Annotated in this window: 24 protein-coding genes; 15 read left to right on the top strand and 9 right to left on the bottom strand. The window is 68.1% G+C overall.

Going from position 1 to position 25,490, the window contains the following annotated elements:
- Positions 1–14 precede the first annotated feature (14 nt).
- The 4 genes from NRB20_RS33255 (at position 15) to NRB20_RS33240 (ending at position 3,617) form a co-directional block, all read left to right on the top strand.
- Positions 15–1,184, top strand: coding sequence for an alpha/beta hydrolase family protein (locus NRB20_RS33255; RefSeq protein WP_153415382.1), 1,170 nt, complete (start codon positions 15–17; stop codon positions 1,182–1,184).
- On the top strand, positions 1,181–2,158 hold the full coding sequence (locus NRB20_RS33250) for a cyclase family protein (protein ID WP_319945719.1): 978 nt from the start codon (positions 1,181–1,183) through the stop codon (positions 2,156–2,158). Before NRB20_RS33255 ends, NRB20_RS33250 begins: the two co-directional genes overlap by 4 nt.
- A complete protein-coding gene (locus NRB20_RS33245; protein ID WP_153415381.1) occupies positions 2,155–2,940 on the top strand; it encodes an SDR family NAD(P)-dependent oxidoreductase in 786 nt (261 codons plus the stop codon). Before NRB20_RS33250 ends, NRB20_RS33245 begins: the two co-directional genes overlap by 4 nt.
- A gap of 347 nt (positions 2,941–3,287) precedes the next feature.
- A complete protein-coding gene (locus tag NRB20_RS33240; RefSeq protein WP_153415380.1) occupies positions 3,288–3,617 on the top strand; it encodes a hypothetical protein in 330 nt (109 codons plus the stop codon).
- Between the two features lie 48 nt (positions 3,618–3,665).
- Here NRB20_RS33240 and NRB20_RS33235 read toward each other — a convergent pair whose 3' ends face one another.
- Complete coding sequence (locus tag NRB20_RS33235; protein WP_319945718.1) at positions 3,666–4,298, bottom strand: TetR/AcrR family transcriptional regulator; 633 nt, start codon at positions 4,296–4,298, stop codon at positions 3,666–3,668.
- Positions 4,299–4,380: 82 nt separating this feature from the next.
- Here NRB20_RS33235 and NRB20_RS33230 point away from each other — a divergent pair, with 82 nt between their 5' ends.
- Complete coding sequence (locus tag NRB20_RS33230) at positions 4,381–5,346, top strand: zinc-binding dehydrogenase (RefSeq protein ID WP_319945717.1); 966 nt, start codon at positions 4,381–4,383, stop codon at positions 5,344–5,346.
- A gap of 173 nt (positions 5,347–5,519) precedes the next feature.
- On the opposite strand, the gene NRB20_RS33225 is transcribed toward NRB20_RS33230, so the two are convergent.
- Complete coding sequence (locus NRB20_RS33225; protein WP_153415379.1) at positions 5,520–6,755, bottom strand: acyl-CoA dehydrogenase family protein; 1,236 nt, start codon at positions 6,753–6,755, stop codon at positions 5,520–5,522.
- Between the two features lie 224 nt (positions 6,756–6,979).
- Here NRB20_RS33225 and NRB20_RS33220 point away from each other — a divergent pair, with 224 nt between their 5' ends.
- The gene (locus NRB20_RS33220) at positions 6,980–7,315 is read left to right on the top strand and encodes a DUF6247 family protein (protein WP_153415378.1); all 336 of its coding nucleotides are present in this window, start codon (positions 6,980–6,982) and stop codon (positions 7,313–7,315) included.
- A 6-nt stretch (positions 7,316–7,321) separates the two neighbouring features.
- Positions 7,322–7,576 (top strand): hypothetical protein, encoded by a 255-nt coding sequence (locus NRB20_RS33215; protein ID WP_153415377.1) that lies wholly within the window; start codon positions 7,322–7,324, stop codon positions 7,574–7,576.
- Between the two features lie 33 nt (positions 7,577–7,609).
- Here the strand turns inward: NRB20_RS33215 and hutG are convergent, their stop codons facing one another.
- Genes hutG through hutU form a run of 3 tightly spaced genes read right to left on the bottom strand, consistent with a single transcriptional unit; the run spans position 7,610 to position 11,454 of the window.
- Positions 7,610–8,560 (bottom strand): formimidoylglutamase, encoded by a 951-nt coding sequence (hutG, locus tag NRB20_RS33210; RefSeq protein ID WP_319945716.1) that lies wholly within the window; start codon positions 8,558–8,560, stop codon positions 7,610–7,612.
- Positions 8,557–9,747: an imidazolonepropionase gene (gene hutI / locus NRB20_RS33205; RefSeq protein ID WP_153415375.1), complete on the bottom strand. Its 1,191-nt coding sequence runs from the start codon at positions 9,745–9,747 to the stop codon at positions 8,557–8,559. The genes hutG and hutI overlap by 4 nt, the downstream gene beginning before the upstream one ends.
- A 3-nt stretch (positions 9,748–9,750) precedes the next feature.
- The gene (hutU, locus tag NRB20_RS33200) at positions 9,751–11,454 is read right to left on the bottom strand and encodes a urocanate hydratase (protein WP_153415374.1); all 1,704 of its coding nucleotides are present in this window, start codon (positions 11,452–11,454) and stop codon (positions 9,751–9,753) included.
- 93 nt (positions 11,455–11,547) lie between these two features.
- On the opposite strand from hutU, the gene NRB20_RS33195 reads away from it, so the two are divergent.
- The 6 genes from NRB20_RS33195 to fadD5 all read left to right on the top strand — a co-directional run bounded on the left by NRB20_RS33195 (position 11,548) and on the right by fadD5 (position 18,389).
- Positions 11,548–12,345, top strand: coding sequence for an IclR family transcriptional regulator (locus tag NRB20_RS33195; RefSeq protein WP_153415373.1), 798 nt, complete (start codon positions 11,548–11,550; stop codon positions 12,343–12,345).
- A gap of 107 nt (positions 12,346–12,452) precedes the next feature.
- Entirely contained in the window at positions 12,453–13,253 is an 801-nt protein-coding gene (locus NRB20_RS33190; RefSeq protein WP_319945715.1) for an IclR family transcriptional regulator, read from the top strand.
- Positions 13,254–13,362: 109 nt separating this feature from the next.
- The gene (locus tag NRB20_RS39110; protein ID WP_153415372.1) at positions 13,363–13,656 is read left to right on the top strand and encodes an alpha-hydroxy-acid oxidizing protein; all 294 of its coding nucleotides are present in this window, start codon (positions 13,363–13,365) and stop codon (positions 13,654–13,656) included.
- An 86-nt stretch (positions 13,657–13,742) separates the two neighbouring features.
- Complete coding sequence (hutH, locus tag NRB20_RS33180) at positions 13,743–15,314, top strand: histidine ammonia-lyase (protein WP_153415371.1); 1,572 nt, start codon at positions 13,743–13,745, stop codon at positions 15,312–15,314.
- Positions 15,311–16,426: an aminotransferase class I/II-fold pyridoxal phosphate-dependent enzyme gene (locus NRB20_RS33175; protein WP_319945714.1), complete on the top strand. Its 1,116-nt coding sequence runs from the start codon at positions 15,311–15,313 to the stop codon at positions 16,424–16,426. The genes hutH and NRB20_RS33175 overlap by 4 nt, the downstream gene beginning before the upstream one ends.
- A 361-nt stretch (positions 16,427–16,787) precedes the next feature.
- Complete coding sequence (gene fadD5, locus NRB20_RS33170; protein ID WP_153415370.1) at positions 16,788–18,389, top strand: fatty-acid--CoA ligase FadD5; 1,602 nt, start codon at positions 16,788–16,790, stop codon at positions 18,387–18,389.
- A gap of 8 nt (positions 18,390–18,397) precedes the next feature.
- Here the strand turns inward: fadD5 and NRB20_RS33165 are convergent, their stop codons facing one another.
- Complete coding sequence (locus NRB20_RS33165) at positions 18,398–19,501, bottom strand: acyltransferase family protein (RefSeq protein ID WP_153415369.1); 1,104 nt, start codon at positions 19,499–19,501, stop codon at positions 18,398–18,400.
- 103 nt (positions 19,502–19,604) lie between these two features.
- The gene (locus NRB20_RS33160) at positions 19,605–20,516 is read right to left on the bottom strand and encodes a cutinase family protein (RefSeq protein ID WP_153415368.1); all 912 of its coding nucleotides are present in this window, start codon (positions 20,514–20,516) and stop codon (positions 19,605–19,607) included.
- Positions 20,517–20,707: 191 nt separating this feature from the next.
- Here NRB20_RS33160 and NRB20_RS33155 point away from each other — a divergent pair, with 191 nt between their 5' ends.
- Positions 20,708–21,658, top strand: coding sequence for an endonuclease/exonuclease/phosphatase family protein (locus tag NRB20_RS33155; RefSeq protein WP_153415367.1), 951 nt, complete (start codon positions 20,708–20,710; stop codon positions 21,656–21,658).
- A gap of 8 nt (positions 21,659–21,666) precedes the next feature.
- Here the strand turns inward: NRB20_RS33155 and NRB20_RS33150 are convergent, their stop codons facing one another.
- Together NRB20_RS33150 and NRB20_RS33145 are read right to left on the bottom strand one after the other, a co-directional pair.
- Positions 21,667–23,265 (bottom strand): subtype B tannase, encoded by a 1,599-nt coding sequence (locus NRB20_RS33150; RefSeq protein ID WP_153415366.1) that lies wholly within the window; start codon positions 23,263–23,265, stop codon positions 21,667–21,669.
- A gap of 163 nt (positions 23,266–23,428) precedes the next feature.
- Complete coding sequence (locus NRB20_RS33145) at positions 23,429–24,301, bottom strand: helix-turn-helix domain-containing protein (RefSeq protein ID WP_153415365.1); 873 nt, start codon at positions 24,299–24,301, stop codon at positions 23,429–23,431.
- A 149-nt stretch (positions 24,302–24,450) separates the two neighbouring features.
- Between NRB20_RS33145 and NRB20_RS33140 the strand changes: the two genes are divergently transcribed.
- Positions 24,451–25,368 (top strand): alpha/beta hydrolase, encoded by a 918-nt coding sequence (locus NRB20_RS33140; RefSeq protein WP_319945713.1) that lies wholly within the window; start codon positions 24,451–24,453, stop codon positions 25,366–25,368.
- Positions 25,369–25,490 lie beyond the last annotated feature (122 nt).

Genomic DNA, 25,490 nt, shown 5'->3' with positions numbered 1-25,490 from the left:
GGAAGGAACTCATCATGTTCGAATACTTTCCCGGCAACTACGTGTGGAACCTCGGCGTCGTCGCGGCGCTCAACAGCGGCGGCATGATCGACGAGGTCGACCGCGCCTGCCGCCCGATTCGCGACCTCGCCGCTCGCGGATCCGACGTCGGCACAAGGGAATTCATGGACTCGTGGCGCGCGGTCGCCGACCGGCTCGAACGGCAGGCGGCCGAATCCGAGAAGGCCGGGCATCCGCGCACCGCCGGGCAGGAGTACTTCCGCGCGTCGGTCTACGTCGCTCAGGCCGAACGCATGCAGAGCGCGAAGGACGCCGGCCGCAACGCCGAATACCGGCGCAGTGTGGATCTGCTGCTGAAATCCTGTGCGCTGATCGAGCCCGCGACCACGAAAGTGGCTGTGCCGTACGAGGATACGACCCTGCCCGGGTACTTCCATAATGCCGCGACCGATGGGCGGCCGGCGCCGGTGCTCATCCTGTGGAACGGTCTGGACTCCACCAAGGAGATGATGGTCGGCTCCGGAATCCACCGTGAACTGGCTGCTCGCGGCATCTCCACCCTGATGGTCGACTGCCCCGGCAGCGGTGAGGCGTTGCGTTTGCAGGGGCTGACCGCGCGCATCGATACCGAGGTCTGGGCTGCGGCCTGCGTCGACTGGCTCGAGACTCGTGACGATGTGCGCGGCGATCGGATCGGTCTGGCCGGGTGGTCGCTCGGTGGTTACTACGCACCCCGGGCCGCCGCGTTCGAGAAGCGGCTCGCGCTGTGTGTCGCGTGGGGCGCCAACCACGACTGGGGTGCGGTGCAGAAGCGTCGGCTGGATCGCGAGGGCGAGAATCCCGTGCCGCACTACTGGGATCACGTGCTGTGGGTGTGGGGCCAGCCCGATGTCGACACCTTCATCGACTTTGCCGCCGATATCCGTCTCGACGGGGTGGTCGAGCAGATCACGGTGCCGTTCCTCGTCGCGCACGGCGAGTCCGACCGGCAGATTCCGGTCGCCTACGCCCATCGGTCCTACGAGCAGGCGGTCAACAGCCCGAAGCGGGAACTGCGGATCTTCACCGCCGAGGAGGGGGCGACCGAGCATATCGGTCTCGATCATCTGCCGTATGTCGCCGGTTTCGTCGCGGACTGGGTCAGCGACACGTTCGCGGGTCTGGACGAAGGACACCTGGCGTGAGACCGGAAGAGTTGGACCGCACCGATCCCGAAGGCGCCATCGCCGCCGCTGCCGCGCGCGTATCCAATTGGGGCCGTTGGGGCGAGGACGACGTGCTGGGCACGATGAACTTCCTCGACGACGAAACCCGCCGCGCCGCCGCCGGTCTCGTGCGCACCGGTCGATCGTTCTCGCTGTCGCAGTCGTTCGACATGGACGGTCCGCAGCGGGGGTGGCGGCGGCGCACGAATCCGGTGCACACGATGCTGGACACCGGCACCGATGCCGTGGCCGGAATCCAGGGTTTCCCGCACGGCCTCGGCGGTGCCGACGACGTGATCGCCATGCCCCTGCAGTGCTCGACCCAGTGGGACGGACTCGGGCACATCTTCGACCACGGACACGCCTGGAACGGGCGTCCCGCCGACCGCGTCGTCACCAGCGAGGGCGACAGGATCACCGGAATCGAAACCGCTGCCGACGTCATCTGCGGGCGCGGGGTGCTGCTCGACGTCGGACGTGTCATCGGCGAAAGTGGTGAATTGCCGGATGGTTTCGCGATCACCGAGGCTCATCTCGCGCAGACCGTCGCCGCGCAGGGCAGCACGTCGGAAATCCGGCGTGGCGATATCGTCGTCGTCCGGACCGGGCAGCTGAGTCGTGCTCGCCGTGACGGCTGGGGCGAATACGCCGGTGGCCCCGCTCCCGGGCTGTCGTTCACCACCGCGGACTGGCTGCACGACACCGAGATCGCCGCGATCGCCACGGACACTTGGGGTTTCGAAGTACGACCGAACGAATTCGACGTCGCCTTCCAGCCGCTGCATCAGGTCGCGATCCCGAATATCGGGCTGTTCATCGGCGAGATGTGGGACCCGGACGCCCTGGCCGCGGCGTGCCACGACGACGGTCATTACGACTTCTTCCTCACCGCGGCCCCGATCAGGATCACCGGCGCGGTGGGTTCCCCGGTGAACCCGGTGGCGGTCCGATGAGCGGGCGGTTGGCGGGGAAGATCGCGCTGATCACGGGAACGGCCGGTGGTCAGGGCCGTGCCGCCGCACTGCTGTTCGCGGCCGAGGGCGCGATCGTGGTGGGTACCGATGTGAACGCCGAGGGCGCCGCCGAAACCGTGGCGATGGTTCGCGCCGCCGGTGGCGTGATGGACAGCACCCATCCGCTGGACCTCGCCGACGAGGCCGGTGTGCGCGCTTGGGTCGACACCGCGGCCGCGACCCACGGCGGCCTCGACATCGTCTACAACAACGCCGGTGCCACCCGTTTCGCCCCGCTCACCGAAACCAGTTACGAGGACTGGTCTTTCGTCCTGCGCAACGAACTCGACATCGTCTTCCTGGTGACCAGACACGCGTGGCCGCACCTGATCGCTCGCGGCGGCGGATCGGTCCTCCTGGTCGGATCGACCGCCGGAATCACCGGATCGATCACCAACCACCGCATCGCACACACCGCGACGAAAGGCGGCGTGGTCGCCATGACCAAACAGCTGGCAGCCGAAGGCGCAATTCACGGCATCCGGGCGAACTGCCTGAGCCCCGGCATGATTCGCACCCCCGCCTCGGAAAGCAACCTCCTCGGCCCCGACCACCCCATGCGCACCATCGCCGCCTCGATTCCCTTGGGCCGCATCGGAATACCGGAGGACGTCGCCCGCTGCGCCCTCTTCCTGGCCTCCGAGGAATCCGCCTACGTCACCGGAGCCAACCTCGTCATCGACGGCGGTTGGTCGGCGGTCCTGCCCGGTGCGGTCGATTGATGGGTATCAACCGCCGATGCCGACGACCGGAGTGATCACCGAGGTGGAGGTCGGGGCCAGCCGGTCATTCGGCGCGTCCCCCAAGTGGAGGTCACAACGACGGCACCCGCGCCGTGACCCCTTCTAGGCCGAGCTGTTATCCCGGTCGGCGATGAAAACATTTGTCGCACAGTATCGTTGGATGGACTTGGTATCGGCCGCGGTTCTGCTGTAGATCGGACGGCGCGGGTCGGCCGTCGGTGGTCGTGCCCGATCGGCATCGGTCGGTGGGCCGCGTCATTCGTCGGTTCTCGATGGTTCCGGCGGGTGGGAAGGTGGGCACAATGCTGCGAAACACCCTGTGCGTGATGAGGCGTGTGATGGTGGTCGGTGCGTTGCCGTTGGTTGCGACGGCGGTGTTCGCCGGGGTTGCCTCGGCTGATACCGGTGCGGTCGGCACGCCGGTCGCGGGCATTCCGTTGCAGCCCGAGAACACCGCGACGAATCCTGGTGCGCTGGTTCCGAATCCGGTGTTGAACGGGGCATCGCTGGGTGGGTCGGTGGGATCGGCGATCGGGTCGGCCGTGGGGTTGGCGACGGGGTCGGTGACCGGGTCGGCCGGGTCCGCCATCGGTACCGTGATCGGGGCGCTGGTGGGCGCGACGAATCCGGGGATCGTTCCGCAGGTTCTGCCCTGATCGGATCGACTCGAAAACCGTTGTTCGGCTGTGTATTTCGCTGATCTGCTATCGGATCGGCATTATCGCGGGTAGCAGCCGGGGCGCGGACGGTAGCGGGCCGGAGGTGGGGGAGACCTCGAATGCCCGGATCATGTGCGCGGCGAAGCGGCGGGACGCGGCGAGTCGGGCGGCGGGGGTGGTGGCGTGAATTCCGTTGTTGGCCATGATCGTCAGGAGCAGATCGTCCAGGCCGATCTCGGGGCGCAGCCGGCCGGTGGCCTTGGCGCGGCGGATGAGTTCGGTCGCGCCGGTCAGCGAGGACGTGCGGATCGCGGCGAAATCCATCGCGTGCGGGAAGCTGGACATGAAGGCCGCGGTGAAACCGTGGTCGCGGGCTTGCAGGTCGCAGAGTTGCTCGATCGCGCCGCGGAAGCCGTGCCAGGGATCCGGATCGGCGAGTCCGTCCTCGACGATGGATCGGCAGGCGCGCATCTGATCGGTGAACGCCTCGGCGACCAGCATCTCCTTGGTCGGGAAATGCCGGTAGACGGTGGCGGGGCCGACCTCGGCGCGGCGGGCGATCTCGCGGATCGGGACCTCGAGGCCGTCGGTGACGAAGACGGAGCGGGCCGCGTCGAGGATGCGTTCGCGGTTGTCGCGGGCATCCGAGCGCAGGTTGTGAGGCAAATGTGCGGTCACCGCTCTCACTTTAGCCAAACGGACGGGGGCGTCCGTTACGTTCCGCTGGTCGGTCTCGCTCGAAGAGAACAGGGAGTCACCAGTGCGGGCAGTGGTAGTGGAAGAGTTCGGAGGTCCCGAGGGGCTGGCGGCGGTCGAGCTGCCCGACCCGAGTCCGGGCAGCGGGCAGGTGCTGATCGAGATCGAGGCGATCGGCGTGGGTGGGGTCGACGCGCTGATCCGCAGCGGCGGGTTGGGCACGTACGGATTCACCTCGGGGCACATCCTCGGCAGTGAGGTGGCGGGCACGGTGACCGCCGTCGGTGCGGGTGCCGATACCGCCTGGGTGGGGCGGCGGGTGTGGGCGTTCACCGAGAGCGGTGGTTATGCGGAACAGGTCGTCAGTTCCACCGAGACTCTCCTCGCGCTACCGGAGGAGGTGTCGGTGGCGGATGCGGTGACGCTCGGCAGTTCGGGTCTGGTCGCCCACTTCGCTTTGCGCCATGCGCATTTCGCGCGCGGTGAGTCGGTGTTGGTGCGTGGCGCGGCCGGGGGGATCGGGGTGTCGGCGGTGCAGCTCGCGGTGCGGGCGGGCGCGAGCGCGGTGGGCGTCACGACGTCCTCGGCGCAGCGCGGTGAGCGTCTTCGCGAGCTCGGCGCGACGCACGTACTGGACCGCAGCGGCCGGGGCGCGGCCGATGCTCCCGCAGCCTACGACGTCATCGTCGACATCATCGCCGGGCCGGATCTGCCGCAATTCTTCGACCAGCTCGCGCCGAACGGCCGCATGGTCGCGGTCGGCGCGATGGGCGGGTGGCCGCCGGTGGACTTCGGTGAGGAGATGATCGCGGGCTTCAAGAAGTCCATGACGTTCGCGACGTTCAGCGCCGACTCCATTCCCATGCCCGAGCGGCAGGCGGTGACCGCGGAACTGTTCGCCGCAGCGGGCCGAGGTGAGCTGAAATCCGTTGTGCACGAGGTGCTTCCGTTGGATCAAGCCGTGGTGGCGCATCAGCGGATGGCGGCCGGAGAGGTCTTCGGCCGGATCGTGCTGACCCCGGCGCGGTGACAACCCCGCGCCCCACCTGACAGTCGATCCCGACCGCCGGGGCACTACCGTGGAAGGCGACGCTCGTTTCATCGGTGTGGTGTCCGCAGGCTGGACACCGGACGTGACCGCGTTGCGGTGCTGGAGTGATTCGAGTGTGGCGGAATTCCCTCTCGGTGCGTGGGATGGCGCGGTCAGCGGCCGCGCGGGACCTGGTTGAACGGGACGTCGCGGTCGGCGGCGGATTCGCGGGGCATGCCCAGGATGCGTTCGCTGATCAGGTTGCGGGCCATTTCGGTGCTGCCGCCGCCCAGGCTGCCGGCGTTGCGGAACAGGTAGTCGATGCCGACCTGCCCGATGCCGGGGCCCTCGGGGGTGCCGGTGGCCGCCGCCGTGCCCGCGATGTGCAGTGCGGAATCGATTTGCAGCCAATTGGTTTCGGCGCCGAAGAGGCGGACGAGCGAACCCGCGGCCGGGGGCATCCGGTCGGCGGCGATCGCGTCGGAGACGTGTTCGATCAACTGTTCGCGCACGGTGCGCATCGTGTGCGCGGCGCCGATGTCCTCGCGGACGCGCGGGTCGTCCAGGCGGCCGGTGTCGCGGGCCAGGTCGATGAGGGTGTCGGTCTCGCCGCCGAGGCGCGGTTGGTCGCCGCTGATGTAGGGCGAACTGCCGCCCACGGCCGCGCGTTCGTGGTGCAGCAGTGTGGTCGCGGCCGCCCAGCCGCCGCCGACCTCGCCCACCACCGCGTCGGCGGGCAGGCGCACGTCGTCGAAGAACTCCTCACAGAATTCGACCGATCCGGTGACCTGCCTGATCCGGCGGATGGTCAGGCCCGGCGCGGCCGTGGGGACCAGGAAGAGTGTCAGCCCTTGATGTTTGGGCACATCCCAGTTCGTCCGGGCCAGGCACAGACCGTAGTCGGCGGCGTACGCGCCCGAACTCCAGATCTTGGTCCCGTTGAGCACCCACTCGTCCCCGTCGCGTTCGGCGCGGGTGATCAGCCCCGCCAGATCCGAGCCACCGCGCGGCTCGGACAGGAACTGCACCATCACCTCCTCGCCCCGCAACACCGCGGGCAGCCGCGCCCGCTTCTGCTCCTCGGTCCCCAGATCCAGCAGCGTCGCCGCGCAGATCGCCAGCGTCGGCACGTTCAACGCCAACGGCATCTCGTACCCGAGCGACTCCTCGGTGAACGCCCGCTGATGCGCCACCGAAAGCCCCTGCCCGCCATACTCTTTCGGAAAGCAGATGCCCGCGAACCCGCCCTCGAACAACACCCCCTGCAACTCCCGGTGCCGAGCCCACACCTCCTCGTCGAACGCCCCCACGAAGTACTCGGTGGCAGGCGCCAGATTCTCCTTCAACCACCGCCGAGCCCGATCACGGAAACTGTCGACGGATTCGATCGTCGTGTACTGCGCAGTCATAGCGGATCTTTCTGGGCAAGAGCGACCCGAGGTGTGTGCCCCGGGCCGCCCGTTCATCGATGAGAATATTGTTCCTTTACAGTGAGAATAGCATTCTCGCGTGGTAGCGGGTGATATGCGGGCTGCATCGGCCGCGTCTCGCTGGTAGATCGGATGTGCCCTCAGGCGTTTCCGGGCTGGATGAACCCACGGGGTAGAACGCGCAAAGCGCTATCGTTGTCAGCATGGCATCACCCGAGTACAGATCACCGGCACGCCCCGCGTTCGTTGCTGCCTCGACTCCGCGTGCCATTCACGATGCGCTGGTCGGTGACGAGCAGGCCGAGTTCGATCGCCGTTACGGTGAGGAGATGGCGGCTGCGGCCGCGTCGCTGGATCTGACGGGTGTGCTGACCGTGTTGTCCACCTTCGGGCTGATTGCCGAGATCACGCAGCGGCACGGTGCGGACGCTCATCTGCGGATGCTCGCGCAGGCCGAGGCTCTCGAAGATGGCCGCAGCGTGTCCACGATCGGTGCGGACGAGCATCGGGCGCGGATCAATGCCAAACTCGCCCGGTAGAGCTGGATGTACCGCTACGAGATCGTCGCTGACGCAAGTGAACAGGTCGACGGTCTACCCGTGGATGTGTTGGTGCACTATGCCGAGTTGATCGCATTTCTCGAGTTGACGCCGTGGGAGGGGCCTGCGTATCGCGACGACAAGCCAGACGGTGCCATGCGCAGGATGGTCTTCGGGCCGGGCGGTGGCGGTTTGGTCGTGTACGTGATCTTGGAACAGGATCGGCGCGTGGTAGTGGTCAGCGTGAGTTGGGTTGGCTGATCAGTTCGGGGACGCGCGGCCGTCGGCCGAGGATCAGGTGAGGGTGGTTGTCACTACTCGGTGGATCAGGCGAGCGGCGGTGCGGGCGGTGCGGGTGTCGATGTCGAGGGTGGGGTTGAGTTCGGCTATGTCGAGTAGGGCTAGTTTGCCGGTGGTGGCGATGAGGTCGCAGATGTGTTGGATTACTTCGAGGGGGACGCCGAAGGCGGCGGGGGCGCTGACGCCGGGGGCGGTGGCGGCGGGGAGGACGTCGAGGTCGATGGTGAGGTGGAGTAGGTCGATGGTGTGGAGGAAATCGGTGACGAAGGAGGTCACTCGGGGGAGATTCGTTGGGGTGCAGGCGTCGTCGAGTAGGTAGCGGACGCCGAGGTGGTGGGCGGTGGTGAACAGGGCGGTGGTGTTGCTGGGTTGGGCGATGCCCAGGACCGCGTAGTTGAAGGGGCGGCCGTGGGCGTGTTCGCGGGTGGCCATCTGGTGGAAGGGCGTGCCGGAGGAGGGGAGGGGGTCCGTGCGGAGGTCGAAGTGGGCGTCCAGGTTGAGGACGCCGAAACGTGCTCCGGCGGTTACGGATCGGGAGTTGGAGAGGCCGAGGTAGCTGCCGTGTGCGACCTCGTGGCCGCCGCCGAGGATGGTGACGAGGTGGCCGGAATCGAGTAGGTGGGTGGCCGTCGCGCCCAGGCGGTGTTGGCCGCGCTCGAGGTCTTCGTCGGTGACCGCGATGTCCCCGGCGTCGTAGAGGCGGATCGGTCCGGGCAGGGCGAGGGAGGCGAGGGCTCGGCGTAGGGCGGTAGGGCCTGCCGCCGCGCCGGGGCGGCCCTGGTTGCGGCGTACGCCCTCGTCGCTGCGGAAGCCGAGCAGGACACCGGCTCCGGGGGCGGCGTGGTCGGGAAGGGGCTCGACGGCTCGGTGCCAGCGCAGGTGTTCGGGACCGGGGCCGTCGTCGCGGCCGGTCCAGGCGGTGGGTTCGATATCGATGTCGATCACCGGAGTAGGCCGTCCTTCCAGACTTCGCGGATCAGGGGGACGCCGGGGCGGTAGGCCAGGTGGATGTGTGAGGGGGCGTCCAGGGCGATGAGGTCGGCTCGTGCGCCGACGGTGATTCGGCCGATATCGTTGCGGCGCAATGCCTTCGCGCCTCCTGCGGTGGCGGCCCAGACGGCCTCGTCGGGGCTCATGCCCAACTCTCGCACGGCCAGTGCGATGCAGAACGGGATGCTCGTGGTGTAGCTGGTTCCGGGGTTGCAGTCCGCGGCCAGGGCGACCGTGACGCCGGCGTCCAGTAGCGTTCGCGCGTCGGGATACTTTGCGCGAGTGCAGAAGTCGGCGCCCGGCAGCAGCGTGGCGACGGTGCTGCTCGCGGCCAGTGCGTCGACGTCCGAGGCGGTCGTGTGGGTGACGTGATCGACCGACGCCGCCTCGAGTTCCACGGCGAGTTGCACGCCGGGCCCGTAACCGAGCTGATTGCCGTGCACGCGCGGGACCAGCCCGGCACTCACCCCGGCCCGCAACACGGCGCGGGACTGGTCCAGATCGAACGCGCCCCGCTCACAGAACACATCGATCCAACTCGCGTGCGCGGCGCATGCGGGGATCATCTCGTCGATCACCAGGTGCACGTAATCGTCTGTGCGCCCGGTATATTCGGGCGGAGTGACGTGCGCGGCGAGCAGTGTGGCCTCGCCGGTGTGGCGGGCGAGGATCTCGAGACTGCGGAGTTCGTCGGCGACGGACTGGCCGTAACCGGATTTCGATTCGATCGTCGTCGTGCCCGACCGCAGTGATTCGGCGACCAACCGGGCCGTGTTCCGGTCCAACTCGGCGTCCGAGGCGTCGCGGGTGGCGGCGATCGTGGTGCGGATCCCCCCGGCCTCGTAGGCCGCGCCGGTCATCCTGGCGGCGAATTCGTCGGCCCGATCACCGGCGAAGACCAGGTGCGAGTGGCTGTCGACGAATCCGGGCAGCGCGGCCCGCCCACCCAGGTCGTGACGGAATGTGCTGCTGCCCTGCGGAATTCGGGACCGCGGGCCGACCCACCGCACGAGACCGTCACCGATGACGACCGCCGCGTCCCGGATGACGCCCAGCGGTCCTCGCCCGAGCTCGGGATCATTGGTCACCAGCGAGCCGATATTGTCCACGACCGTCCACGGGGCCTGCCCTGATTCGTCCATCGCCTACTGCTCCCGCATCGGAATACGCACCCCACGCTCGGCGGCCACCTGCGCGGCATGCTCGTACTCGGCGTCCACGTGCCGGATCACACCCATCCCCGGATCGTTCGTCAGCACCCGCTCGAGCTTCTGCGCCGCCAACTCGGTCCCATCGGCGACACACACCTGACCCGCGTGGATCGACCGGCCCATCCCGACGCCGCCGCCGTGGTGGATCGACACCCACGACGCCCCCGAGGATGTGTTCACCAGCGCGTTGAGCAGCGGCCAGTCCGCGATCGCGTCGGATCCGTCGAGCATGGCCTCGGTCTCGCGATACGGCGAGGCCACCGAACCGGAGTCGAGATGATCGCGCCCGATCACGATCGGCGCGGACAATCGCCCGTCCGCGACCATCTCGTTGAACTTCAGCCCCGCCAGCTGCCGCTCACCGTAACCGAGCCAGCAGATCCGCGCGGGCAGCCCCTGATACGCGACCCTCTCCTCGGCCATGGTGATCCAGCGCCGCAGGTGCGCGTTGCCTGGAAACAGTTCCAGCACAGCGCGATCGGTGGCCTCGATATCCTTCGGATCACCCGACAGCGCCGCCCACCGGAACGGCCCCAGTCCCTCCTCGAATTGCGGTCGGATATAAGCCGGAACGAAGCCGGGGAACTCGAATGCCCTCTCGTAACCGGCTTTTCGCGCCTCGTCGCGGATCGAGTTGCCGTAGTCGAACACCTCGGCCCCCCTGTCCTGGAACCCGACCATCGCCGCCACGTGCGCGGCCATCGACGCCCGCGCCTGCTCGGTGAACCGGGCCGGATCCTTCTCCGCGGCCTGCTTCATATCCTCGAAGGCGATACCGACGGGCAGGTAGGACAGCGGATCGTGCGCGGAGGTCTGATCGGTGACGATATCGATGGGCGCGTCCCGGTCGAGCAGTTCGGGGAAGACCTCGGCCGCGTTGCCGACCAGCCCGATCGACAACGCCCGGCGTTCGTCGCGGGCAGCGGTGGCCAAGGCCAGCGCGTGATCGATATCGGTGGCCTCGACATCGAGATACCGGTGCGCGATACGACGCTCGATGCGGCTGCGATCGCAGTCGACGCAGATGACCACGCCGTCGTTCATGGTCACCGCGAGCGGCTGTGCGCCACCCATCCCGCCGACCCCGGCGGTCAACGTGATCGTTCCGGCCAGCGTGCCGCCGAATCGCTTGCGCGCCACCGCACCGAAGGTTTCGAAGGTGCCCTGCAGGATGCCCTGGGTGCCGATGTAGATCCACGACCCGGCGGTCATCTGCCCGTACATCATCAGCCCGGCGGCCTCGAGTTCCCGGAACTTCTCCCAATTCGCCCAGTCCCCAACGAGATTGGAGTTCGCGATCAGCACGCGCGGCGCCCACACGTTGGTCCGGAACACCCCGACCGGCTTGCCGGACTGCACCAGCATGGTCTCGTCGTCCTCGAGATCGCGTAGCGTCGCCACGATCGCGTCGAAGGCCGCCCAGCTCCGGGCGGCGCGTCCGGTGCCGCCGTAGACGACCAGATCCTCGGGATGTTCGGCGACCTCGGGGTCGAGGTTGTTCATCAGCATCCGCAGCGCGGCCTCCTGCTGCCAGCCCTTGCACGACAGGGTGGTGCCGCGAGGTGCGGAGATGATGCGGGGCGGGGTGGCAGCCACGGTGGCGTCCTTCCGGAGTGGGCTCGATGCGGGTGATCCCATGACACCTCGATACGGCGTCTTGTTCGAGAGCTCGATCGAGACTATTGTCTCGGATCCGAGACAATCGGTGGTGTAGGCGCGGCGGAGGTGAATATGGCGTCGAGTACCTCACCCGCGGTCGGCCGGGCCTTGGACGTGCTGCTCTACCTGGCCACCCGATCGGGTCCGGTGGCGGGCGCGGCCATCGTGCGGGATCTGGGGTTGCCGCGATCCTCGGTGTATCACCTGCTCGAGGTGCTGATCGAACGCGGTTTCGTGGTGCATCTGCCGGAGGATCGGTCCTATGGGCTCGGGATCGCGGCGTTCGAGATCGGTTCGGCCTATCTGCGGCACGAGGCGCTGGAGATCCGGGCGCGACCGATTCTGAAACGGCTGGTCGCCGAGGCGGGGGAGACCGCGCACCTGGGCATCCTGCACGGCGCGGAAACGCTCTATCTGCTCAAGGAACAACCGACGGTGACGCGGGTTCCGGTCACGCTGGTCACCGATGTCGGTGTGCGGCTGCCCGCACACCTGACCGCCAACGGCCGCTCGATCCTGGCGCATCTGCCCGCGGCGCAGGTCAGGGCACTGTTCCCGGACAAGGCGGCGTTCATCGATCGGACCGGTGCGGGTCCGGCGTCACTGCCGGAACTGCGCCGGGTACTGGCCGCCGAGCGTGCGCAGGGTTTCGCCGAGGAGGACGGACTCATCACGCCGGGGCTGCAATCGGTCGCCGCCTGCGCGTTCGACCATCTCGGCAGACCGACCGCGGCGTTCAGTGTGACCCGGCGTCCGGATCGACCCGGCATGACCCGCGAGGAGCTGGTGCGTGCGGTGCGTGACGCGGCGCGACAACTGACGCGGTCGATGTCGGGTCGCGCGCCCGCGGACTGGTTCAGTACGCCCTAGCAGCTCGCCCGTGGCCTTCCGAAGCTCGAATATGAGATCGTTGTCTGATATCCGAGACCAACGCGCTGTTCTCGGCGGTGATCGCGATCGAAAGGTGCACGGCAGCTGTGGCGACGAGCAGTAGGGTCAAATCGGCCGAGCGGGTCCTGGATGTGCTGGATCTGCTGGCGCGGCGCGGAGTTCCGTTGGCCACCATGGATATTGCCGAATCGCTGTCGATGCCCAAGAGCACCACGCATCATCTGCTCAATGTCATGCGTGAGCGCCGGTTCGTCTCCTACTGGCCCGATCAGCGCGCCTGGACGCTGGGGGTTTCGGCGTTCGAGGTGGGTGCGTCCTATATGCGTTCCGGGCCGCTGCACCGGGCAGGGCAGAAGTACATGCTCGCGCTGACCAATGCGACGAACGAGACCTCGCATTTGGCGGTCTTGCAGGGAACCGACGTGATCTACCTGGACAAACGTGAGCCGCTGACGCCGGGCGTGCGGCTGGTCACCGAGATCGGCTCCCGGCTTCCGGCGCATCTGACCGCCGTCGGCCGCGCGATCCTGAGCCGCCTGGATCCCGAACAGCTGGCCGACATCTACGACGGTTACACCTGGCCGGTGCGTACGGGCTCGGGCCCGACGTCGCCGGCCGAGCTGCGCCCGGTGCTGAAGCAGACCCGCGAGCAGGGGTACGCGTACGAAAAGAGTTCCACGACAACGGGAATCGACTGCATCGCGAGCCCGGTCGTCACCCGGGACGGTCGTGCGGTGGCCGCGCTGGGGGTCGCGTACATGGCGGCGGTGAAGACCGACGCCGATATCGAGGCCATCGCTGCCGCGGTGACGAGTACCGCCGGTGAGTTCTCCGCCGGATTCGGTGCGCGCGTGGACGATTCCCTGGTGGAGATGGGAATCGCCTGAGGTCCGGGCGCTCGTCTCGCGCGCCCGGCCGGCTCGCCGGTCTTGACGAAGGCCGGATTGATGTCTTGTATACGAGACGTAAGTCTCACATGAGGTACGAGGAGGCGCGATGCGCGCGACAGCGCTGATGTTGCAGCGGGACCTGTCACTGTCCGTGGGGGAGCGGGAGATACCCGAACCCGGGCCGGGTGAGGTCGTCGTCGATGTGGACTGGGCCGGGATCTGCGCCGCCTTCGTGGGGCGGCCGTATCTGTGGGGGCTGACCGCGGCCGGGGAGCCGGGCGTGGATCGGGTCGCGCAGCTGCTGATCGAGCAGTTGCGCCGGACGATGCAGCTGCTGGGGGTCGCGAGTGTCGACGAACTTCGCAAGCGTGGTGCCGAACTCGTCGCGGCCGCGCACTGATCGGTGTACGCCGAGTGGAGCGGCGTGTACCGGCACACCTATCAACCGAGACCTCGGTCTCGAATATCAGACTGGAGGCAGTGAGTATGTCCACCGAGCCATCCCGGCGCAGTGCCCGGCCCGAGGCGGTCGTGGTCGGCGTCGGGCCCGTCAGCATGGCGGATGTCGTGCGGGTCGCCCGCGACGACGCGCCGGTCACGGTGTCGCCCGAGGCGCTGGCCGCCGTCGCCGAGAGCCGCGAACGCATCGAGGCGCTGGCCCAGGACCCGAAGCCGGTGTACGGGGTCTCCACCGGATTCGGGGCGCTGGCCACCCGGCATATTCCGCCGGAGTCGCGAGTTCACTTGCAGCGCAGCCTGATTCGCTCCCATGCGGCCGGAACCGGGGACGAGGTCGAACGTGAGGTCGTGCGCGCGTTGATGCTGCTGCGGCTGTCGACCCTGGCGACCGGGCGGACCGGTGTGCGGGTGGAGGTCGTGCGGGCGTACGCCGCGATGCTGTCGGCCGGGCTGACGCCGGTGGTCTACGAGTACGGAAGTCTCGGCTGCTCGGGCGATCTCGCGCCGCTGGCCCACGTGGCGCTGGCGCTCATCGGCGAGGGCACGGTGCGGACTCCGGACGGCACCGCGCTGCCCGCCGAGGAGGCGTTGCGCGCGCACGGTCTGACCCCGGTGGTGCTGGCCGAGAAGGAGGGCCTGGCGCTGATCAACGGCACCGACGGCATGCTCGGGCAGTTGGTGCTGGCCCTGCACGATCTGCGACGGCTGTTGCAGACCGCGGATATCGCCGCGGCGATGAGCGTGGAGGGTCAGCTCGGCACCGATCGGGTCTTCGCCGCGGATCTGCAGGAGTTGCGGCCGCATCCGGGGCAGGCGCTCGCGGCGGCGAATATGCGTCGCGTACTTGCCGATTCGGCGATCGTGGCGAGTCATCGCGGCCCGGAGTGCACGCGGGTGCAGGACGCGTATTCGCTGCGGTGCGCGCCCCAGGTCGCCGGTGCCGCGCGCGATACCGTCGAACATGCCCGCACCGTGGCCGAGCGCGAACTCGCCAGTGCCGTGGACAATCCGGTCGTCACCCGCGACGGCCGCGTCGAATCCAACGGCAACTTCCACGGCGCGCCGGTGGCCTACGTGCTGGACTTCCTGGCCATCGTGACCGCCGACGTGGCCGGCATCAGCGAACGTCGCACCGACCGATTCCTGGATGTCGCCCGCAATCACGGCCTGAATCCGTTCCTGGCCGAGGATCCGGGCGTCGACAGCGGGCACATGATCGCCCAGTACACGCAGGCCGCGATCGTCTCGGAGCTGAAGCGGCTGGCGAATCCGGCCAGTACCGACTCGATTCCGTCCTCGGCGATGCAGGAGGATCACGTGTCGATGGGGTGGTCGGCCGCCCGCAAACTGCGCCGGTCGGTGGACGGTCTGACCCGGGTGCTGGCCATCGAAATCCTCACTGCCGCAAGGGCTGTCGAGTTGCGTGCGCCGCTCGAACCGGCACCCGCGACCGCGGCGGTCATCGCGGCTGTCCGGGAGACCGTCCCGGGGCCGGGGCCGGATCGGTACCTCGCTCCCGAGATCGAAGCCGTGGTCGCCGCGATCCGTTCGGGCCGGGTGCTCGAGGCGGTCGAGGACGTGCTGGGGCCGCTGTCGTGACGCGCTCGATCGAAACGGATGTGCACTCGGGGAGCCCCACCGTCCGGGCGCGCTCGCTGGTGGCCGCGCTGCCCCGATACACGCGCGCGGCCGGGCTGAACGACGTGCGCTGGCGGGCCTCGTCCAATGAATCCACGGTCCCGCCCTCGCCGCACATCCTCACCGCGATCCGCGAGGCGGCGGCGCACGGGAATCTCTATCCGTCGCTGATCGGCGAGGACCTGATCTCCGATATCAGCGCGCGCCTGGCGATCGACCCGGCGCGGATTGTGGTGGGCGGCGGCTCGATCGCGTTGTTGCAGAACGTACTTGCCGCCTACACCGGCCACGGCAGCAAGGTCGTGCACGCCTGGCGCAGTTACGAGGCGTACCCGATCCTGATCGGCGTGGTCGGCGCGACCGCCGTACCCGTGCCGCTGGACGCGGATTTCGCGCACGACCCGACGGCGATGCTGGCGGCCATCGATGACGACACCCGCGCGATCATCCTGTGCAACCCCAACAACCCGACCGGAACCGAACTGTCCCCGCAACAGCTGGAACGATTGATCGCCGGGGTGCCGGGGCATGTGCTGGTGATCCTCGACGAGGCGTACCAGGAGTTCTCCCGATGCCCTTCGAACACCGCGAGCCTGCGCGAGAAATTCCCCAATCTCGTTGTCCTGCGGACCTTCTCGAAGGCATACGGCCTGGCCGGGCTGCGCGCCGGATACCTGTTGGCACATCCCGACATCGCCGACGACGTCCGCGCGGCCTCCCCGCCGTTCGGCCTGAGCCGGGTGGCCGAGGCGGCCGCGCGCGCCGCATGGGCGGACCGCGCACACACCGACCACATCGTCGAGGTGGTGCGCGAAGGCCGCGCGTACCTGGTCGACGGCCTGAGCCGCCGCGGCATTCACGTTCCCCGCAGCGGAGCCAACTTCGTGTGGCTGCCGGTCGGTGCCCGCACCGCCGAACTCGAAGCGGCCTGTGTCGCCCGCGGCGTGTCCGTGCGCGCCTTCGACGGCGAGGGCGTCCGGGTCACGGTCGGTGAACGCGCGGCACACGACGCCGTACTCGCCGCGATCGACGACCTCGCCGCGACCTCCCGGAACGCCGGACCCACAGCCTGAGCTGCGTTCGAAAGCCGGGGCTCGCGGCCGCAGCCACAGCGATCCGGGGCTTGCGGTCGGAGCCGCAGCGGTTCGGGGTTCGCGGCCGCAGCCACAGCGATTGGGGGTTCGCGGTCGTAGCCGCAGCGATCCGGGGGCACTGCCCGGCCCGCAACACCCCGGAAGCCTTGGCGTACAGCCTGTTCCGAGATGCGGGGCGGGGGCGGCATCCATGCTGATGTCGCCCCCGCATATCTTCCAGCGCATCGCAGCCGAGTGTGTCGATTGCCGACGCGGTGATTGTCCGGTCGCTACTGTGTGATCGAGGACACATTGGTCCGCAGCAGCTCAGGTCCCTCGGGCCGCGGCGACAGGAGTGATCATGACCGCAACCACGGAGCCGACGAACGAATCGATCACCGAGCCGTTGCACTCGCGACGTAATCACTGGAACAACCAGGTCCATCGCCATTCCCTGATGACGCCGGACCGGGTGGCGATCAGGTACCTGGACCGCTCGACCACCTGGCGCGACCTGGACGAACGGTCCCGCGCATTCGCCGCGGCCCTGCATCGTCGCGGCGTGGGCTTCGGCGACCGGGTGCTGATGGCGCTGCTCAATCGCACCGAATACATCGAGGCCGTGCTGGGCGCGACGCTGATCGGCGCGATCCCGGTACCGGTGAACATCCGGATGAGCCCGGCCGAGGTGTCGTATCTGGTCTCCGACAGCGGCGCGCGGGTCATCGTCACCGAGAAACTGCTCGCGCCGCTGCTGGACGCGGTGCGCACGACCACCGGCGCGATCGACACGATGATCGTGGTCGACGGCGATCCGACGCACCTGGACTACGAGACGCTGGTCGCCGAGGACGCCTCGGATCTGCCCGAGATCGACGTCCCCGAGGACACCGTCGCACTGATCATGTACACCTCGGGTACGACCGGAAAACCCAAGGGCACCATGCTCACCCACACCAATCTGCAGGCGCAGGCGGTGATCACCATCAACGCGGCGGTCGGGAATTCGGACGACGACGTCGCCTCGATCGTGCCGCCCATCTTCCACATCGCCGGGCTCGCGGGGTTCGCGCCGATCTTCTATCGCGGCATCCGCGCGGTGATCCACCCGCTCGGCGCGTTCGACGCCGACGCCATGCTCGACACCCTCGAACGCGAGGGCACCACCTCGGTCTTCATGGTTCCGGCGCAGTGGCAGGCGGTCTGCGCCGCGCAGCGCGCCAGGCCGCGCGACCTCGCGTTGCGGAACATCAGCTGGGGCGCCGCGCCCGCCTCGGACACGGTGCTGACGGCGATGAGCGAGAACTTCCCGCAGGCGTTGAACGCGACCGCGTTCGGCCAGACCGAGATGTCCCCGGTCACCTGCGTGCTCGAGGGTAAGGACGCGCTGCGCAAGATCGGTTCCATCGGCAAGGTGGTGCCCGCGGTGACCGCCCGCATCGTCGATCCGATGATGAACGATGTGCGGCCCGGCGAGGTCGGCGAGATCGTCTATCGCGGACCGAATCTGATGAAGGGCTACTGGCGTAATCCGGAGGGCACCGCGGAGGCGTTCCGGGGCGGCTGGTTCCATTCCGGGGATCTGGTTCGTGCGGACGAGGACGGATTCCTGTACGTCGTCGACCGGGCCAAGGACATGATCATCTCCGGCGGCGAGAACATCTACTGCGCCGAGGTCGAGAACGTCCTGTACGGGCATCCCAAGATCACCGAGGCCGCGGTGATCGGCCGGGCGCACCAGAAGTGGGGTGAGGTGCCCGTGGCCGTTGTCGTCCCGGCCGACGGCGTCACGGAACTGACCCTCGCCGAACTCGAACCCCATCTCAACGAGAACCTCGCCCGCTTCAAACATCCGAAGCATCTGGTCATCGTCGACGAGCTACCACGCAATGCCAGCGGTAAGGTCCTCAAACCGGAACTCCGAAATGCCTACGGCAGCAAGGATGTCGGACTGGCCGACTGATTGCCGGGCTATGCGGGGACCGCACCCGGCGCTCGGCCGATGAACCGCAGCAGCGTGTTGTACGCGGGACGTTCGACCCACGCGGTGATACCCCAGCCGAGCAACACCGCGGCCGTCACCGCACCGCCGACCCACACCCACGACGGGCATCCCAGCCGGGCGAGGCGATCCTCGAGCAGGTAGCCGATGCTCTGATGCATCAGATAGATCCCGTAGGAGCGGGCCGCGATCCAGCGCACGGGCTCGACCAGTACGGCCGGAAGCGGCCAGTCGGGTCCGCGCGCGGCCAGGCACATCAGCGCCAGACCGACCGCGACCAGTATCACGGAGGTCAACGGTGGATGCACCTTCTCCGCGACCAAGACCGTGGCCAACAGCAGGATCAGATGGACGGTGCCGATGCGGCGGGTCGCCCATCGTCGCACCGCCACGCCCGCCACCAGCAGATGGGCCATGGCCAGACCGGTTCCCTCGACCGCGATCGTCATCCATGTCGCGGGATGATCGCCCATCCAGATCTCGCGAAAGACGATCGGGCACAGCACCACCACCCACAGCACCGGCATCACCGCCCGGCCCCGCACCCGCCACCAGGCCAGCAGCGCCATCGCGGTGAACCCGGCGACCTGCACCGGCAGCGTCCACCACGACAGATCGACGTACGCCACGTTCGGCAGTAATTGCTGGAGCAGCAACAGATTCCCGACCAGATCGGTCCAGCGCAGCTCGTGCAGGCTGAACTCGTCCGGGCTGAACAGCTTGACCACCGCGTACACCACGACCACGGCGACCAGGTACGCGGGCAGCAGCCGCGCGAACCGTCGAGCCAGCCAGCGCCCCGGCGGATTGCGCGCGAGGGTGACCGCCGCGAAATACCCGGACACCATGATCAGGATCGAGGCGCCACAGGTGTGCGTCCACGGATGCGACACCGCCGGAATGCCCGGTTCGGTCGCCGGACCCAGATACGTGGCGTGGAAGATCACGATCTCGATCAGCGCGACCACCCGGATCACATCCCAGCTGATCCGGCGTCCGGAGGCGGCGGGAGCGGCGGCGGGCGTATCGACATGCGCCGCCGAGGCCGTCTCGCGCACCGGCCGCCGTCCCATCCGCTCACCTCATCGTGTCGTCACCGCCGACCGCACCCGGCCCTGGCGTTGATGTGTCACGATGCCCGATCGCCCACCGATTCGGCAAACGTCGCGGTGCGGTTCAGCCCTGCGCGGCCTCGAGCAGACGCTGATGCAGCCAGGTCAGGGCGGTGCCGCCGCCGGAGTCGACCGCGTAGCGCGGGTAACTCTGATGGATACCGGACTTGAGGAAGTCGTCGATCTGCTTGCGGCGCTGGTTGTACTCGGAGGTGGTGATCTGGTTGTCGAGCAGACCCAGACCGCCGGCGGCCAACGCGTCGTTGATGAGGGTCGACACCTGCTGCTGATAGCTGCCGAGCTTGGCCGGGTCGGGACTGGACAGCTGCACGAGCAGTCCGCCGATGCGCCCGGCGAAGTCGCCGTTGGGCATCGCGCAGTACAGATCGCCCGCGGCACAGAAGGTGTAGGTGCGCGGGCTGACCCAGCCGAAACCGCCGACGCGCGGGCCGCTGGCGCCGGCGCCGGCGACGGGCGGGCCGATCAGGTGGTCGGTGGGCGCCCGGCGGGGATCGGCGATGAGTCCGACCAGCGCGACGCGATCGGCCGGCACGATGCCCAGGCCGGTGCCGATGGACGCGGCCACGTCACCGGCGGCGTCCGCGCCCTGGCTGTAACCCAGGAGTGCGAATCGTGTTGCGCCGCAACGTTTCGCCATGGCGCTGATCATGCCGCGGGTGCGATCGACGGCCTCCTGCTTGGATCGGCCGTAGACGTCGCCCTCCCACGGGAACGCGGTGGCCGCGTACGTGACGTAGTCGGTGCGGACGGAGCCCGGCAGGTTGTTCGTGACGCCGGCGAGCATCCCCTTGCCCGGATCGGCGTCCGAGGTTTCCCAGGTGCCGGGAACCGCGACGATGTAGAGGCCGGGGCAGTCGGGCGGGGCGGCCGCCGCGGTCGACCCGACACAGAGCGGGGCGGCGACCGTCATCAGGGCCGCCAGGCTGGCAATGGTGGACTTCCAACGAGAGTGCATCGGTTCTCCGGGTGGTCACGGCCGACAGGGTGTTCAGCGGTGCATAACTTCTTGCGCGAGTCTACGAGTGTAGGGAGTACAGGGGAGGTTGCGCAGGATTTGCCGAGGTCGTCGGCGCGGGTTGATGATCGTCGGGTCGTTCGCAGCCGCGGCTCAGCTCGGGCACAGGCTCGCGCGGCACGATCGACCTCGTGCTGATTTCGGTTTCGATGGTCCTGCTCGCGGTCGCGATCGCCGGGCTGCTCGCGCGTTCGGTGAACTCGCGGCGGCAACCGGTGATCGTCGTGGCGTCGTTCGCACCGTGGTTGATGGCGGCGGCCGCTCCCGCCGCGATACTCGCGGCGGTGGATCGGGCGTGGATCGTGTGCGTTGCGAGTGTGGTGGTGCTGGGTGTCGCCGTGGCCACGCAATGGCCGTTGTATCGGGCGCGGTGGCGTCGCGGACCGGTCGCGTCCGGGATGGCGTTGCGGGTGATGCAGGCCAATATCCTGGTCGGCGGGGCGGATCCGGAGGCGATCGCGTCGAGCGTCGAGCGGTTGGGGATCGACATACTCACCGTCTGCGAGGTGACCCCGCAGGGTCTGGATCGGATCATGGCCTCCCGCCTGCCGCGGCTGCTGCCGTATCACTATTGCAGTACCGGTGAGGTCGGTGACGGCACCGGCATCTGGAGCCGCCACCCGCTCTCGGACACGCGCCGTCACGATGGTTTCGTCACCGAACTCCTTTCCGCCACAGTCGATCTGCCGGGTGGTGAATCGGTTCAGGTGTTCGCCGTGCATCCCGTGCCGCCATGGCCGCGCCATCCCGCCGACTGGTTGCGGGAGTTGGAGTTGCTGCGACAACTGCTGGCCAAGGTTCCGGCGGACGCCGGGCCGGTGATCGTCGCGGGCGACTTCAACGCCACCGCCGATCACCGCCCCTACCGGGCCCTGCTCGAGGGCGACTACCGTGACGTCGCGATATCGACCGGTTCCGGCATCCTGCCCACCTACGCCGCCGACCGCTGGTATCCGCCGGTCATCGCGATCGACCACATCCTGCTCCGCGACGCCGACCCGACCGAGGTGCACACCGTATCCCTGCCCGGCTCCGATCATCGTGGCATCTGGGCGGCGATCACCCTGCGCGGCAAGAACTGACGACCGGTTCAGGCGAGTTCGTGCACCCAGGTGAGGAAGTCGGCGGGATCGTCGTTCGAGCCGTGTCCCTGATCCCAGTACATGAGGTGGTTCACCTGGTCGCCGAGGGCGGACAGGCTGGCCGCCAGATTGGTCGCGATGGTCAGTGAGGTGTCGGAATCCTTGGTGCCCAACCGGATCCACCAGTGCTGGGCGCGGTGCGGATTCTTCTCGGCGATGTGGTGCATGGGGTTCATCTGATTCAGCCGCCGGGTGGTGTCGGTGGCGAGGGGCCGGCCCTCGAGCCCGGTGGTGTCGTGGTCCTGGCTGTACCGGGTGATGTGCCGGGCCTTCTGGGTGCCCTCGCCGAACAGATTGTTGATGTCCAGGGACAGGTCGAACGCGTCGAACGCCGGGGCGGGTTTCTTGCGGGTGCCGACGTGGTCGACGAAGCCGTCCCAGGTGAACGTCGCCTTGCCGCCCGTGTAGTTGAGGAACGGGTTGGCTTTCAGATAGGTGGTGCGGTCCGTCTCGGAGAGTCCGGACAGGTATTTCTCGGCGGACGGTTTCAGGTACTGGTCGAGCAGGTAGTTGTGGTAGGTATCTGCGGTGAGGGGACCGAATCCGTTGCGGCCCTGGAGATTCAGGGACTTCTGGTAGGTGGTGAACTGGGCGGCGAGGTCCTTGGTGACGGCCGCGTCGATGGTCGAGGTGTACGGGTTCGCGCCCCAGCAGAACTCGTAGGCCATATCGGCGTGTTCGAGATCGGTGATCGGGCACCATGCTCCGGCCGCGTGGATCGTGTCCGAGGCGTCGGCGGCTCCGAGCGCGGTCAGCTCGGCGGTGTACAGGTCGCTGTCGCCGGATGCGCCCAGCAGCGCGGACAGCGCGCCGCCCGCACTTGTTCCGGTCGAGACGATGCGGTCCGTGTTCCCCGGGATGCGGTCCTTGTTGTGTCGCAGGTAGCGCACGGCGGCCTTGAGGTCGATGATCGCCGCGGGTGCGGTGCCGTAGTAGTCGCCCGAGGAATTCGTCAGGCTGCGGCCGCGCGCGCCTGGTTCGACGACGACGAAGCCTTCCGCGAGGGCGAGTTGTGGGATCGAGACCATCTTGCCCATGCCGTTGAGCATGGAATTGCCACCGGACTGCACCTCGGTGCCGCTGGTGGACGGGGCGGCCGAGGTGGAGGTCGTCGCTGTCGAGGAGGTGCCGCCGCCCATGCCGGTCATCTGGCTCTCGCCGACTCCGGTGGAATCGGCGACCGAGGCGGGCATGTATCCGCCGACCGAGTTCGCGAAGACGATGGGTGCGTTCCTGGCGTCGACCGATTTGCCGTCGATCGAGGTCGGGACGCTGATCACGAGGCTCTGGTACTTCGCGTCGACCGATTTCGCGACATAGGTGATCGGTCCGTAGAACCGATAGGCGACCTTGCGGGACGCGCCGCCGGCCGTGGTGATGGTCGTGGTCTTCTCGGTGAACGTCGACGCGTCGAAGTCCAGGCCCTTCGCCGCCGACGTCGTCGTACCACTCGAATTGCTCCCGCCGGAGCCGCATGCGCCCGCCGCGGCTGCCGCCAGCAATCCGAGTCCGGCGAGGGCGGCCCGGCGTGTGATCACAGAATCCATGTACTCGACCTCCGCTTGACATCGTTCGGCATTCGAATGAATCGAAGGTCCGGGCGGTGCTCGTCCGGACCGGGATCGTGCATCGGAACAGACCTCATCCTGCACGAACGGTTTCCGTCACCGGGGCTCCACGCCGAATCGTGATCTCAGCGGGTGCCGAGTCTCAGTGGGTTCCGATTTCGTTGTCGGCGGGGAGCTGCCGGCCCCAGGACAGGAGAATGCGCAGTGCGTCATGTGACGGGGTGCCGGGTTCGCAGGTGAGCACCATCAGGCGCTGGCCCGATCCGTCCGGGCTGAGCCAGGTGTCGCAATCCAGGGTGAGTTCGCCGACCAGCGGATGCCGATAGTTCTTGGTGCCGAAACCGGTGCTGTTCACGGTGTGTTCGGCCCACCAGGTGCGGAAATGTTCGTCGCGGACGGAGAGTTCGCCGACCAGCCGGGCCAGTTCCGGATCGTCGGAGTCCTGGGCCGCTTCCATCCGCAGCGCCGAGACTGCCACGCGCGCATCGTGTTCCCAGTGCACGTGCAGGTCGCGGAAATGCCGGTCGGTGAACATCAGGTGCACGTAATTGCGGTGCGGCGCGGGCATTTCGGCGAAGTTGCCGTAGAGGGCGGCCGCGGCGTCGTTCCAGTCGAGGATGTCGAGGCGTTTGCCCAGCGCGATGGCGGGGGTGTCGGTGAGTTGATCGAGCAGCCGCCGGATGGCGGGGCGGGGGCGTTGGGGTGCGCGGCGACGTCGGGGTTTCGCGTCGGACTTGCCGGCGATCTCGTAGAGGTAGCTCTGCTGGTCCTCGTCCAGGCGCAAGGCGTGGGCGAGGGTGCCGAGCACCGCGGCGGAGGCTTGCACCCGGCCCTGTTCGAGTCGGGTGTAGTACTCGACGCTGATGGTGGCGAGTTGCGCGACCTCGGTGCGGCGCAGGCCCGCGACCTTCCGGTGGCCGGGAGTTTCGGGGAGCCCGACGTCGCGGGGCGTGAGTTGCGCGCGGCGGGCCTTGAGGAACTCGCCGAGTCTGCCGGAGTCGGGGGTGGTGGGCATGGGTCCATTCTGACCGGGGGTGGGTGCGAGTAGGAGGGCGAAGATCTTGGCCAGGCAAAAACCTGGCTCTTTCGGGTGGGTTCCGGGAGCGCGACTGTGGTGTGGTGCCTCGGCGGACGCCGGGGCGAGTATCAGGACGGAGAGTCACAGTGACGAAGATCAGCGTCAGCTTCGACAGCGCCGGAATCCCGCTTGCCGGTGAGCTGTATGTGCCCGATCGGGCTGCCGCGGGGCCGTTGCCCGCGGTCGTGGTGAGTCACCCGGGCGGTGGCGTGAAGGAACAGACGGCCGGGTTGTATGCGGCCGCACTGGCTGAAAAGGGTTTCGTGGCAATCGCTTTCGATGCCGCGTACCAGGGGGAGAGTGGTGGTGAGCCGCGTGGGCTGGAGGATCCGGCGCAGCGGGTCGAGGATATCAAGGCTGCGGTGTCGTATCTGACGACGCGGGTCGAGGTGGATTCCGATCGGATCGGGGTGCTCGGGATCTGCGCCTCGGGTGGTTATGCGTTGACCGCGACCGCGAGTGATCCTCGGGTGCGGGCGGTCGCGACGGTGAGTGCGGTGGATATCGCTCGGCAGTTCCGGTTGGGGGCCGACGGGACCCAGGATCCCGCTGTGTTCCAGGGGATGCTGGAGATGGCGGCGCGGGCGCGGACTGCCGCGGCCGCTGGTGAGAAGCCCGATCCGTTGGTGCTGTTCCCGGAGACCGTCGAGCAGGCTCGGGCGCTCGGTGGTGAACACGGTGCGGAGGGGTTCGACTACTACCGGACCGATCGGGCGTCGCACCCGCGGTCGGCGCGGTTCTTCGACTGGACCAGTATCGATCGGATGGCGATGTTCGATGCCTTCGCGGCGGTGCCGTTGATCGGGGCGCGGCCTTTGCTGATGGTTGCCGGGACTCGGGCCGTGACTTCCTGGATGAGTGTGGAGGCGTTTCAGAAGGCGGTGGGGCCCAGGGAGTTTCAGTGGGTTGACGGGGCGAGTCATGTGGATCTGTATGACCGGCCGGAGTATGTGGGCGAGGTGTTCGAGCGGCTCGGGGGGTTCTTTGCGGACGGGTTGGGGTGAGTAGGGGGCTCTGTGTCGGGTGTCGTCCTGCCGTGTGGTTCGAATCGGTGCTCGGTGATCCCGGTGTGGGATCTGCGGTACTGGAAGGGAATCCGCGGCAGGGCTGATCGCGGAAGATGGGA

Origin of the sequence: Nocardia macrotermitis (genome assembly GCF_009604405.1) — a bacterium.
Taxonomy (GTDB): Bacteria; Actinomycetota; Actinomycetes; order Mycobacteriales; family Mycobacteriaceae; genus Nocardia; species Nocardia macrotermitis.
Note: the sequence above shows the minus strand (reverse complement) of the source record. Positions and strands in the feature narration are given on the sequence as shown.